The 11,845-nt window shown below is 68.5% G+C and carries 15 protein-coding genes and 1 tRNA gene; 6 read left to right on the forward strand and 10 right to left on the reverse strand.

What is annotated here, in order from left to right; translation table 11 throughout:
* The 3 genes from ACFVWD_RS47510 to ACFVWD_RS47520 all read right to left on the reverse strand — a co-directional run bounded on the left by ACFVWD_RS47510 (position 1) and on the right by ACFVWD_RS47520 (position 2,610).
* The gene (locus ACFVWD_RS47510) at positions 1–909 is read right to left on the reverse strand and encodes a bifunctional MaoC family dehydratase N-terminal/OB-fold nucleic acid binding domain-containing protein (protein WP_389604569.1); all 909 of its coding nucleotides are present in this window, start codon (positions 907–909) and stop codon (positions 1–3) included.
* The gene (locus ACFVWD_RS47515) at positions 906–2,069 is read right to left on the reverse strand and encodes an acyl-CoA dehydrogenase family protein (RefSeq protein WP_389604571.1); all 1,164 of its coding nucleotides are present in this window, start codon (positions 2,067–2,069) and stop codon (positions 906–908) included. Before ACFVWD_RS47515 ends, ACFVWD_RS47510 begins: the two co-directional genes overlap by 4 nt.
* Before the next feature lie 235 nt (positions 2,070–2,304).
* Positions 2,305–2,610, reverse strand: a complete 306-nt coding sequence (locus tag ACFVWD_RS47520) for a hypothetical protein (protein ID WP_168493423.1) — start codon at positions 2,608–2,610, stop codon at positions 2,305–2,307.
* Between the two features lie 372 nt (positions 2,611–2,982).
* Between ACFVWD_RS47520 and ACFVWD_RS47525 the strand changes: the two genes are divergently transcribed.
* The 3 genes from ACFVWD_RS47525 to ACFVWD_RS47535 all read left to right on the forward strand — a co-directional run bounded on the left by ACFVWD_RS47525 (position 2,983) and on the right by ACFVWD_RS47535 (position 5,112).
* Positions 2,983–3,903 carry a bifunctional DNA primase/polymerase gene (locus ACFVWD_RS47525; protein WP_389604573.1) on the forward strand — a complete coding sequence of 307 codons (921 nt, stop codon included), beginning with the start codon at positions 2,983–2,985 and terminating at the stop codon, positions 3,901–3,903.
* Positions 3,904–3,913: 10 nt separating this feature from the next.
* A complete protein-coding gene (locus ACFVWD_RS47530) occupies positions 3,914–4,345 on the forward strand; it encodes a hypothetical protein (RefSeq protein ID WP_389604574.1) in 432 nt (143 codons plus the stop codon).
* A 413-nt stretch (positions 4,346–4,758) separates the two neighbouring features.
* Positions 4,759–5,112, forward strand: coding sequence for a VOC family protein (locus tag ACFVWD_RS47535; protein WP_389604575.1), 354 nt, complete (start codon positions 4,759–4,761; stop codon positions 5,110–5,112).
* Positions 5,113–5,428: 316 nt separating this feature from the next.
* Here the strand turns inward: ACFVWD_RS47535 and ACFVWD_RS47540 are convergent, their stop codons facing one another.
* Positions 5,429–5,653, reverse strand: a complete 225-nt coding sequence (locus tag ACFVWD_RS47540) for a hypothetical protein (RefSeq protein ID WP_389604577.1) — start codon at positions 5,651–5,653, stop codon at positions 5,429–5,431.
* Between the two features lie 120 nt (positions 5,654–5,773).
* On the opposite strand from ACFVWD_RS47540, the gene ACFVWD_RS47545 reads away from it, so the two are divergent.
* Positions 5,774–5,944 (forward strand): hypothetical protein, encoded by a 171-nt coding sequence (locus ACFVWD_RS47545; protein WP_389604579.1) that lies wholly within the window; start codon positions 5,774–5,776, stop codon positions 5,942–5,944.
* A gap of 248 nt (positions 5,945–6,192) precedes the next feature.
* Here ACFVWD_RS47545 and ACFVWD_RS47550 read toward each other — a convergent pair.
* The 6 genes from ACFVWD_RS47550 to ACFVWD_RS47575 all read right to left on the reverse strand — a co-directional run bounded on the left by ACFVWD_RS47550 (position 6,193) and on the right by ACFVWD_RS47575 (position 9,388).
* A tRNA-Ser gene (locus ACFVWD_RS47550) sits at positions 6,193–6,279 on the reverse strand.
* Between the two features lie 226 nt (positions 6,280–6,505).
* A complete protein-coding gene (locus ACFVWD_RS47555) occupies positions 6,506–6,853 on the reverse strand; it encodes a DUF190 domain-containing protein (RefSeq protein ID WP_389604580.1) in 348 nt (115 codons plus the stop codon).
* Positions 6,854–7,100: 247 nt separating this feature from the next.
* Positions 7,101–7,469, reverse strand: coding sequence for a fluoride efflux transporter CrcB (gene crcB / locus ACFVWD_RS47560; protein WP_389604582.1), 369 nt, complete (start codon positions 7,467–7,469; stop codon positions 7,101–7,103).
* On the reverse strand, positions 7,469–7,807 hold the full coding sequence (locus ACFVWD_RS47565) for a DUF190 domain-containing protein (protein ID WP_388270829.1): 339 nt from the start codon (positions 7,805–7,807) through the stop codon (positions 7,469–7,471). Before ACFVWD_RS47565 ends, crcB (ACFVWD_RS47560) begins: the two co-directional genes overlap by 1 nt.
* 86 nt (positions 7,808–7,893) lie before the next feature.
* Positions 7,894–8,526, reverse strand: a complete 633-nt coding sequence (crcB, locus tag ACFVWD_RS47570; RefSeq protein WP_389604584.1) for a fluoride efflux transporter CrcB — start codon at positions 8,524–8,526, stop codon at positions 7,894–7,896.
* A gap of 505 nt (positions 8,527–9,031) precedes the next feature.
* A complete protein-coding gene (locus ACFVWD_RS47575; protein ID WP_389604586.1) occupies positions 9,032–9,388 on the reverse strand; it encodes a DUF190 domain-containing protein in 357 nt (118 codons plus the stop codon).
* A 574-nt stretch (positions 9,389–9,962) separates the two neighbouring features.
* On the opposite strand from ACFVWD_RS47575, the gene ACFVWD_RS47580 reads away from it, so the two are divergent.
* Positions 9,963–10,850, forward strand: coding sequence for a hypothetical protein (locus tag ACFVWD_RS47580; protein ID WP_389604587.1), 888 nt, complete (start codon positions 9,963–9,965; stop codon positions 10,848–10,850).
* Between the two features lie 591 nt (positions 10,851–11,441).
* The coding region (locus ACFVWD_RS47585; RefSeq protein ID WP_389604588.1) for an NUDIX domain-containing protein at positions 11,442–11,845 on the forward strand (404 nt) is incomplete at its 3' end.

Below are 11,845 nucleotides of genomic sequence, written 5' to 3' on the forward strand. Positions count from 1 at the left end.
TCAGCCTCCCCCCTCCGCACCGGCCCGGAAGACCGGCAGCACCAGCTCCTCGTCGTACCGCTCGAACCGGAGCCGTACAGGCATCCCGATCCGCACCTTGTCGTACGGCACCCCGATGACGTTGCTGACGATCCGGACACCCTCGGCCAGCTCGATCAGACCCACGGCGTACGGAGGGTCGAAGGCGGGGAACGGCGGGTGGTGCATGACGACGTACGAGTAGACCGTCCCGTCTCCGCTCGCCTCGACCGTGTCCCACTCGGGGGAGCCGCACGCGCCGCACCCCGGCAGCCAGGGAAACCGCAGCGTCCCGCAGCCCCCGCACCGCTGGATCAGCAGCTGGTGGCGGCCGACGCCCTCCCAGAACCCGGCGTTGTCCCGGTTGACGACCGGTCGTGGCCGGGCCGCTTTGGACTTGGTGCGTGCCGGGGCGTACTTGAGGATCCGGAACCGGTGCGTACCCGCCGGCTCCCCGTTCGCCCGTACGTCCATCCGTGTCGTGACGAAGTGCCCGGTGCCCAGCTTGGTGGTCTTGCGCTCGGAGACCGACTCGATCACCGCGTCGAAGGTGATCTCGTCGCCGGGCCGCAGCGGACGCAGATACTCCTGCTCGCAGTCGGTGGCCACCACGGAGGTGCACCCGGCCTCGTCGAGCAGGCCGAGCAGCTCGTCGTACGCGTCCGAGCGGCCCTCATGCCCGGACAGGCCGCCCATCGTCCACGCCTGGAGCATGGTGGGCGGCGCCACGGCGTCCGGACCCGTGTACGCCGCGTTGGTGTCGCCCATCGCCTCGCACCAGTGCCGGATCATCGGCTCGTTGACCCGGTCCTTGCCCACGCCCGCAACGGCCGCCGCACGCCCTTCGTACGCCTTGAGCCGCGCCGCCGGCCCGGCCGCCTCGTCGCTCACCGCCGCCCCCTCGTCATCCCGAGCCGCATGGTCGCCACGATCTCCCGCTGCACCTCGCTCACCCCGCCCCCGAACGTGTTGATCTGCGCCGCCCTGTTCATCCGCTCCAGCTCGCCGTCCCCGAACACACCCGGCGAACCGGAGCGCACCAGCGCCCCCGCACCCACGACTTCCTGACACATTCGGTACGAAGCGACCGCCGATTCCGTTCCCGCGACCTTCACCCCGCTCGCGTCGCCGGGGGCCAGCCGGCCGGCCCCGACCTCCCCCACCAAACGCCAGTTGAGCAGGCGTGATGCCGCCAGCCGGGCATGCACCTCAGCCAGCCGGAAACGCACCCAGGGCTCGTCAACCCGACGCCGCCCCGTCACCGGATCGGGGGTGCGCACCGCCCGCAGCGCGGCCGCGTAGAAATCCTCGGCCTGCATGCCGATCGCGGCGAGCGCGACCCGCTCGTGGTTGAGCTGGTTGGTGATGAGCTCCCAGCCGCCGTTCTCCTCGCCGACGAGGTTCGAGGAGGGGACGCGGATGCCGTCGTAGTACGTGGCCGTGGTGGTCAGCCCGCCCACCGTCTCGATCGGTGTCCACGAGAAGCCCGGCGCGTCCGTGGGCACGAGGACGATCGAGATGCCCCGGTGCTTGGACGCGTCGGGGTCGGTACGGCAGGCGAGCCAGATCCAGTCGGCATGCTGGGCGTTGGAGGTGAAGATCTTCTGCCCGTCGATCAGCCAGGACTCGCCCTCCCGCACGGCGCGGGTGCGCAGCGAGGCCAGGTCCGTGCCCGCCGAGGGCTCCGAGTAGCCGATCGCGAAGACGAGGTCGCCCCTGAGGATGCGCGGCAGGAAGTACTCCTTCTGCGCCTGGCTCCCGTACTTCATGAGGGTCGGTCCGACGGTGTTCAGCGTGACCATCGACACCGGCGCTCCGGCCCGGTACGCCTCGTCGAAAAACACGAACTGCTCGTCGGCTCCGCGCCCTTGGCCCCCGTACGCGACGGGCCAGCCGATGCCGAGCAGTCCGTCGGCGCCGATGCGGCGCAGCAGCGCGCGCTGCCTGCCGGGGTCGTCGGCGGGCGGGGGACCGTCGGGCATCAGGTCCCGGAAGTACGTGCGCAGTTCGGCGCGCAGCCGTTGCTGGCGCTCGGTGGGGGCGAGGTGCACGGCGGCGGCCCTCCCGGACCTCGTACGAACAAGGTTTTCTGACTGTCCGTCAGATAGCGGGACCTGTCAAGGTCACGACGACAGGGGACCGCCGAGGACGGACACGCGAAAACGTCTGTGCGACGGCACCGAAGTGCCGTCGCGCAGACGCGTTTCCACCCCGCGAAGCACCCCACACGGTGCTTCGCGCCTCAAGGCCGATGAGCCCGTCGAGAGCGGGCGAATCGGCCCCGACTCACCAGAGGTTGGTGAAGTTGACGACGGCGGTCGACTGGTCGATGGCCGTGAACGCGGAGTCGTTGACCTGGGCCGTGTTGTTCTGGTTCGAGGCCCCTGAGCCGATCGCCTGCTGTTGCGTGGTGGAGGAGTTGCCGCTGTTGTTGTGTCCGACCCCGCTGCCGCTGACGGTTGCCACGCCCGCGTTCGATCCGTTGTCCGCGAATGCGCCATTGTCCGCCGCGGCGACACCCGTGAAGAGGGCAGCGGCGAGGGGCAGGGCCGAGACGGCGGCGAGAACGCGGGCGGTACGGATGCTTGCCATGTGAATTCCTCCAAGAACCGGATGTACGGACCGGCGCGAACCGGGAAGTACTGCTCGTTCCAAGGCGGTTGGCCGACCGCCCCGGCGCTGATCACGACGTCGCGACTCCAGAGTTGCCCACCGAATCCCCGGCGAACCACCCCGGAAGCCGTGATTCGCCCTCAAGCGTGAGTACATGTCGATAAACCCTCTTCATGACAAGAAACCCCAGATCAGGCCGGATCCGACCGGATCGGACAGCTCGATCCCCGGCGCCCCAAGGGAGGAACCGTTCCGCCACCTTTTTGGCCAATCCCTCCCGAATCGCCTTCCCGGTACCCCCGCGCCCGGCAAGCTCTTCCCTTTTTCGAACACTCGTACGAACATGGATGCATGGCCACCATCGACCGGCAGGCCACGACCCTGGCCCTGGCCCACGCCCTGTCCGCCGCCGAACGCGGCCTCGCGGTGATCCCGCTGTCCCGCACGAAGCTCCCGGCCCTGCGTTCCCCCCACCGCGACGACCCCGATCCCGACCCGACGACTCCTCCCTGCCGCGGCGAATGCGGCCGCTTCGGACACGGCGTGTACGACGCCTCCACCGACCCCCGCCGCATCCGCGCGCTCTTCGCCGCCGCGCCCTGGGCGACCGGCTACGGCATCGCCTGCGGCCTCGACCCGCACCGCCTCATCGGCATCGACCTCGACACCAAATCCGGTACGGACTCCTCGGCCGCCCTGCGCGAACTGGCCCTGCGCCACCTGTTCACGATCCCGGAGACAGTGGTCGTGCTGACCCCGAGCGGCGGCCGCCACCTCTGGCTGACCGGACCGCCCGACGTGGTCGTCCCCAACTCGGCGAGCCGACTGGCCCCGGGCATCGACATCCGCGGCGCCGGCGGTTACCTGGTCGGCCCCGGCTCCCGCACCGAGCACGGCGTGTACGGAGCCGCCCCGGGCACCGCCCAGTTGGCGCCCGCGCCCTGTCCGCGCGAACTCCTGCGCCTGCTCACGCCCCCGCCCCGCACGCACCACCGCGCGCCCCCTGCAACCGGCCAACACGGCCAAGGACTGGTCCAGTTCGTGCTCGCCGCCCACGAGGGCCAGCGCAACACCCGCCTCTTCTGGGCCGCCTGCCGCGCCTACGAGAACGGCATCGGCCCGGAGCTGACCACCGCACTCGTCGAGGCCGCCGTCCGCACCGGCCTCACCGAACGCGAGGCCCGCTCGACGATCGCCTCGGCGTCCCGGATGACGTTCCCACGCCCCGAACCACCGGAAAACGGAACGACACCACGAACCGCCCGTCCCTAGGCTGCGCGCCATGGCACTGACCCACGTCACCCTCACCTCGGGCAGAACCGTCGAGATATCCGAGCTGCGTCTCACCTCGACCTACGGCGGAATGCTCGAGGGCTACCCCTTCAAGCGCTGGAACGACGGCATCGTCGACAGACTGGCCCGGCGCACGGCGGTGGCGTTCCCGAACACCCCGACGCACCTCGTCACACCCCACCGAGACCATCCGGACCTGCCCGCCGGCGGCTTCGGCCCGGTCGAACTGCTCCCCGCCGTGACCTGCGTCGGCCTCTTCCATTCCAGCGCGGTCGACCCCGCCCTCGACCCCGTCCTCCACCGCTCGGCCCTCGCGGTCGCGTGGTTCCAGGCCACCCCCGACATCCCGTCCGGCCACACCGCCGATCCGGCCCTGCGCGCCATCCCCTGGGAGGAAGCCGCCCAGGACTTCGAGCTGTGAGCCGTCGCGGGCATGCCGAAGGGGGTGCCCTGAGGCTCCGCGAGCACCCGGCTGCGCCGACGCCCGCCCACACGTGGATAGGGCCAGGGCCAAGAGTCGAGCACCGGACGGAACCCGCCACGGTCAAGGACGATGCCTCCGGCGGGAGATCGGCCGGCACCGGGATGAAGGGGCGCCGTTCCCGAGTGCGGGCCCGTGGACGGCTTGAGTCGTGGGCTTCCCTCCCGTGCTCCATCGACTCCGGCAGAGCCGAGCAGACGCGGCCCACGACGTCCAGGTCGTTCGTCAGGTCGTTCGTACAGTGGCGGGCCGGAACGGTGGTTCGGGAGGCCGATTAGTCAGCCGCTGCGCGGCCTGCCTCTGAGCGCTTCAAGCGCCTGTTTTCGAAGCCCTGGCAGACCTAGGCTCGGCTGATGACCTTGGAATGGCAAAATGTAATTGTTCACTCGGCAGATCCGGAGGCCCTGGGGCAGTGGTGGGCCGAGGCTCTTGGTTGGGTCGTGGTCCACTCCTCTGATGTGGAGTTCGCGATCCGCCCGGAGCCGGATCGCCGGCCGGGGTTGGAGTTCGTCCGGCTTGATGAGAGCAAGAAGGCCAAGAGCCGGCTGCATCTCGACTTCGTGCCTGATGATCAGGACGCCGAGGTGGCTCGCCTTGAGGCTCATGGCGCGAAGCGTGTTGACATTGGTCAGGGTGACCAGTCGTGGGTTGTCATGGCGGACCCCGAAGGCAACGAGTTCTGTGTCCTTGGCCGACGGCATCAGTGAGAACCCCTGAGAGCGCACGCGCCCAGCCTGCCGGGCGTTGCAGTTCAGAGCCTGACTCAAAGGCGCAACGAGCTGACATCAGCGCCTGACACCAACACCGGCGAATAGGGGCCGGTGCCGGCGAACACGGCCAGCGCGTCCACCTTGTGCCCTGTCCTTCGGAACAGAGACAGCCGGTGCGAAGGATCGACCTGATGAGGATGAGGCCACGGGCTCAAATTCCGTTGGCCCCACCCGCGGAAAGACCCCCGGTCCGGATGGGCCGGGGGTCCTTTGCATGTTCGGCTGACACGGCCGCCGGAGACGGCCGCCGCCGTCAGCGCACCAGGGTGTGTGCCCCGGCCGCCAGGAAGACGGCTCCCGCGATCCCGAATTGGATCCGCATGGTGGTAGGGCTCCACCAGGGCGTTCCGTACCGGGTCCGCTGCCTGAACACTACGTCCGCCCAATCCCACACCCCCACGTCCACGCCGCGATAGCCGCCGGCCACCACGACGAAAGCGCTGCCCGCGATCAGTGCGAGCACCCCACGAAGCACCACGGCGTTTCCCACCCCCCGACCAGCGTCGCCATCGCGGAATTGTCGCAGGGAGCGCCGAAGGTGCCCGCACCTGATGCGCTCCGTCGACCGCTCCGTACAGTGCGCGGGGAGAGGGGCGACTTGGTTGATCAGAACTGGGGCGATGACACCGAGTACCACCGGGCCGTGGGGCGGGCGTGGGTCATGGTGGCGGTCGCCTCGTGTTGCTCGTCGATGGCTGTCGGGTTCGTTGTCCTCGCTGTCTTCGGCGTGGGCGTCTTCGTGGCTCTCGTGAACGCTCTCAGCGGATAGCCGGCTGCGGTACAGCGGCGAAATACAGCAACCACGGCAACCATCCCCGGTCGGCGGCGTGCGTGCAGGACCTCAGCGCGACCCGCATGACCATCAGCGATCGAACCACATAGAGCTACGGGTCAGAAGATGCCGTGCCTCTGCCGTGCCCGATCCACCGGTAACTGACGGGGAACCACGGTGGTTGACGGACAACGCACATGAGAACGGCCCCCGACCGATTTACCTGGTCAGGGGCCGTTCACCTGCGGTGGGTGTGGGATTTGAACCCACGGTGACATCGCTGCCACGACGGTTTTCAAGACCGTTCCCTTAGGCCGCTCGGGCAACCCACCATCGCCCCGCCCACCAGGGGTGGAGCGGGTACAGCGTACCGGCTCCAGGCGTTTCACAGCGGCCGTGGCCCACACGGGGTCCACTGGCTCTGTTCCGCGCCCCATACCCACTGCGCCGATCATCAGCACCGGGTCCGCAGCCGCAGGCCGACGCGGGTAAGCCTAGGGCTGTGTTGGCCGCGGACGCAGCCATAGGCCATGGCCCCGACGATCACCAGTGGCCAGTTCACGGTGCTCCTTTGTCCCGGGCGACGTAGCGGATGACCTCGACCTCGTCAAGGATGACCATGCCTTCGCTGACGAGTTCGTCCAGTTGTGGGAGGAAGGCGCGGATGACGTCTTCGGTGTCGACGATGATGACGGTCACCGGCAGGTGTTCGCTGAGGGACAGCAACCCGGGGGTGTGGATCAGCGAGGAGGCTCCGTAGCCTTCGATGCCTCGGAAGACCGAGGCTCCGGCCAGCCCGGTGGCGCGGGCCCGGTGGACGATCTCGGTGAAGAGGGGCTTGTGGTGCCAGGTGTCGTTCTCGCTGATGAAGATCGTCACGCGCAATGCCGTACCAGTCAGTCTCATTGCTGCTGCCTCCACCTGTTGACGGAGCGGGTCGGTGTCGCCGCGATCCATACCGATACCAGGGCGGCCGGCATCGTCCCTGGCTAGATGGACGAGTCCGGTGCAGCGTGGCCGCCGTTCACAAGTTCCTGGATGGCGACGGGGACTGGACTGCTCCGTTCCTCAGGGTCACACAGCGGAACGCCACAGCAGGCCTCCCTGGCCGGATGCTCCCCGAATCCCGATCACGCAATGTCCTCGGAGCGGGTCACAGCCAGGCCAGGAGGGCGAAGCCGGCGGCTGCGGCGGCGAGGCCGAGCAGGAGGCTGCCCAGGGCGTTGAGTCCGGCTTCGGCGAGGGAACCGTCCTCAAGGAGGCGGACGGTCTCGAAGGAGAAAGTGCTGAAGGTGGTCAGTCCGCCGCACAGGCCGGTGCCGAGCAGCAACATCACGGACGATGGCAGGCCGTGAGCTGCCGAAGCTCCGGCCAGTGCGCCGAGGATGAACGAGCCGACCACGTTGACGGTAAACGTGCCGAGGGGAAAGACGCTGTCGTGGCGAGCCTGGACGGCCTTGTCGGTGAGATACCGCAGAGGGGCGCCGATCATGCCGCCCAGGAAGACCAGGAGTACGGGCATCAGCTCATCTCCCCCTCGGCGAGCGGGCGAGGCACGCCGGTGAGGTGGGCGACCACCTGCACCGGGTCCAGGGTCACCAGCGCATGGGGGACGACGTCGCGGACCTCCGAGAGGAAGGCACGCACACGGTCCTCCTCGTCGATGACCACGACGGTCAGGGGGAGGTCTTCGGCGAGGTCGAGCAGGCGGGTGGTGTGCACGAGCGAGGAGACGCCAAAGCCCTCGAAGCCACGGAAGACGCTGGCGCCGGCGAGCCCGGCACGGTGCGCGCGGTGGACTATCTCGGTGTAGGCAGGCTTGTGGTGGTACTGGTCCCACTCACCGAGGTAGACGGTCATGCGCAGGCCCGGGCCTTTGAGGGGCGCGCGTGGCGCGCGAGAAGAAAGGCCATCATCCACCTGGTGGCGCCGAGGAAAGTGCGGGTTCATCGCGAACTTCCTTTACGGGGCGGATCGCCGGGTGAGGCGGGTAGCCGTGCCGGCGGGGGCGCGAAGGGTGTCTGGTCGCGGCGGCTGGGTCCGCGTCGCACTGGTAGCCCGGCGGCCCGGCGTGCCACCGCGATGCCTATCCAGACCGCTACGAGTCCGACGACAAGGCTGGTCAGCGCGTAGGCGTCGGCCATCGACCAGTGGGTGGTGGCGAGCAGGTGGCGCATCTCCACGGTGAAGGTGGAGAAAGTCGTGTAGCCGCCGAGGACGCCGACACCCAGGAACGGGCGCACGTAGCGGGAAGGCGGCCACACCTCCAGGACGTAGACCATGAGGAGTCCCAGCGCGAGACTTCCAGAGATGTTGGTGACGAACGTCGCCCAGGGAAATCCCTGGTTCGGGGTCGGCCAGGCGTGGGCGATGCCGTAGCGGGCCACGCTGCCCAGTCCGCCGCCCAGCGCAATGACTGCCAGGACGTCCGCCTGCCGCGGCCGCCGGGTGCCGGGAGACGGCTCCTGGGGTGCAGCCTGCGGTTCGGCGCTCACGGCGACGTCAGGGTCGACCGGCAGGCTCTCAGCTGGGGGCAGGTCGTCGCGGGGCTGGGCCTCGGGGCCCTCTCCGCCGGACATGCGGGCACTTCCTTGTGCGGGCTGGGCAAGGGGTCCCACGGTGGCCCGCGCGGCGCAGCGGGCCGGCCTCGTGGGTTGCACCGGCCGCTAGGGGTGGCCGCAGTTCCGCGCGGGCTCCCGGTATTACGTCCCTGTTGCGGCGGGGGGCTGAATGGCCGGGGCATGATCTTCTCCTACCTGTGGAGACGCCTGCGTGGCAGGTATCAGGTAGGGACTGTTGTCGACCCAGTCGTAGCGGTCGCGGTTTCGGCGAGCCCCACCGCCCTCTTGTTGCACTTCCCAGCGTACGACGCAAATCCGCCGATATGTGGCACGAAATCCTTGGATCTCCACCAGCCACGTCCGCGCGCGCGGTGCCGGTGGCGGCGGACTTCCAGGATCGGAATATGCGCGGCGCCGACAGCCAAGGACCGCTGGGCGCCCTGGGCACGCGGGAGCGCAAGCACGGGACGACGAACCGCGGCCGCCGGCCGCCGGCAGGATCAGGGACTGGACAGGCGGCTGTTCACCACGCCTGGCTGTCGCGGCCGGCCCCGGCGGGGTTATCGATGACCTCGACGGGCTGGAGGGTCGCCAGAAGGACCCCCTGCATACGGTCAAGCCGGGTCACGAACGCCTGCAGGACGACCAGGTCGTCGACGAGGACGATCTCGGCCGGAAGATGCTGAACAACCGGGAGCGCACTCTCCCTGCGCACGGTGCCGGCATCGCCGAACCCCGCGATACCGCAGCGCACGCTCGCCCCCCGCAGCTTTCCTTCCAGCGCACGGAGCACAATCTCCGTGACCAGCGACCGGCGCCGCCACTGCCGCGCGGCATCGAGGTAGATCGTCAGGCGGCCCCAGCCGGCCGATGAAGTCATGGCTCCTCCTTCCCTGCGGCAGGGCGGGAAACCCCTGTGGCTCGCGGCGCGGTAGATGCCCAGTAGATGCCCCACTCTCAGGGTGCACCGGGTATGTCCCCCAATGCCTTGCGGCGGGAGGAATCGCGCTGACTTCCTCCATGCGTAACCGTCCCTCGCCCGGCTGGAGCTGCTGGGCCACACGCGCACTTTTGTCTATCGCTCACTTTGCGGTAATAGACATTCGCTGAGGCAACTGCATTTCTCGCACTCTATGGCGGCCATGACGCCACGACAGCCCTCAAGCGCGTACTGCATTGCTATGTCGCGTCGCCGTCTTAGCCCGGCCGGGCCGACCCGCGAGAGCGCCCGGCCGGAGTGTCGTTCGTCGTGCTCATGCAGCGTCCTCCCGCCCACCCGCGCCCAGCCAGCACGTGCTTCACCTGTCGGGCGCCCCGCATCCATCGCCCTCTCGGGTGGATCAGCACAGTCAAGCGGGGAGCGAGCGCCCCCGGTGGGGACCTATGGTCTCGCGGGCGAGGTCTGCGGTCCGCCACAAGGGAGTCGCGGGACCGGTGCCTGATGAGGGGCGAGGATGGAAGCTTCAGTGCGCGAGGTTGCCGTGAGCAAGTTGCCGCTGGTCGGCGCAATGTTCTGGGCGACCAAGATCGTGGCCACAACGCTGGGCGAGTCGGCATCGAACTTCGTCACGATGGCGCCATTGAATCTCGGCTACGCCGTCGGCGCGATCATCTTTCTGGTGGCCTTCGCGCTCACCCTGGTGATGCAGCTCAAGGCCGACCGCTTCCGCCCGATGGTGTTCTGGTCGGTCATTCTGACCACCAGCATCGTGGGCACCTCGATGTCCGACTACATCAACCGCACCGCTGGGCTCGGTTACGCCGGCGGCTCGATTCTGCTGACCAGCCTGCTGGCGATCGTGCTGATCGGGTGGCGGATGACCGGACAGACCATGGATGTGGAGCGGATCGCCACGACGGAGGGCGAGGTCTTGTACTGGACCGCGACACTGGTGTCCAACACGCTGGGCACCTCCAGTGGTGACTTCCTTTCCGGCGGTCTGGGTCTCGGCTTCCGCGACAGCTCTCTGTTGCTGTGCGGGGCCATGCTCGTGATCCTTGCCGCGCACTATCTGACCCCGATCTCGGGCACGGTGCTGTTCTGGGCGGCCTACGTGTTGACCCGCCCGCTGGGTGCGGTGGCGGAGAACGCGGTGGAAAAGCCCGTTGCGCAGGGCGGACTCGGAGTGGGAACCACGATCACCTCATCCGCTCTGCTCGCCGTCCTGGCCATTCTGGTGGGCTGGCAGATGCTCACCGACCGCCAACAAACCCACACGGTGGATACCGTCCTCGCACCCGATAGCCACTATCACCGGCCCGCTGGTCAATCAACAGAAACTTCTGCGGATGACTACGCGGGCAAACCCGCCGACACGCCACGCGCACCAGAAGGAAGGTGACCGGGCCGATCGTTCCGAGCTGAGTGGGGGCTGGGGCTGTCATCAGGAGCACTTCGGTCGAGGTGTTGTTCCTCGCAGTCGGGGCCACGGGGCCCAAAGCCCCATCCGAGCCCGCTGCGGTGGCTGTACAGCAGCGGGGTACAGCCACCAGCGCAACCACACGTGGCCACCAACGGCTGTCGATGACCGCACGACCAGCGCCCTGGACCGGAATGACCTTTCAGCCGAGAGTTCGGGACGGGGGGTCGTGCCAGACTCGTGCCAGGTTGTACGGGGAACACCGGGAAATCGACCGGCGGCCGACCAGGGGTACCAGCGTCCTTGGCCGCAGGTCAGCAGGGCAACCGGGGCCAAGAGACACGAGCTTCCCAAGCTGATGTTTCCTGGTGTGCTCCAGGCCCGTATCAGAGGAGACCCCAGCTCGACGACGCACCTCTACTCCCTAGATTCCTCCTCCTGCCGCTTGGCCGCTCCAGCCAGCGTGCGACGCACAGCGGGGCATCTCGTCAAGGTGACGCGAAAAGTGCCGAACAAGCGCCCGCCTCCGGATCGGTCTGAGATCCTGGAGACCGATCGAGAGGGGCCGCAGGTATGGAGTGGAAGACCCACGGTGAGCGACAGATCTACACCAACAAGTGGGTGAATCTGTGCCTGGTCGACGTCCAGCAGCCTGACGGCCGCAGGTGGGAGTATCACGTCGTTCGGCTCCGGCACTTGGCCGTGGCCGCAGTGGTCAACGATCGCCAAGAGGTCCTGATGATGTGGCGCCACCGCTTCATTACGGACTCGTGGGCCTGGGAGTTGCCCATGGGCCTGGTCGAGGACGGCGAGTCCCCGGAAGAGGCGGCGGCCCGCGAAGTCCTGGAAGAGACCGGGGCGATCGCGTTCTCACGCACCGGTACCTTGCGCGCCGGGGCGCTGCTTCTGGGCGTCGACGACGGCCCGCTCCAGCACGGCGGTGTATTCGAGGACCGTGCCAGGCTTGACGTCGTCGG

The sequence above is a fragment of the Streptomyces sp. NPDC058086 genome (assembly GCF_042885015.1).
Taxonomy (GTDB): Bacteria; Actinomycetota; Actinomycetes; order Streptomycetales; family Streptomycetaceae; genus Streptomyces.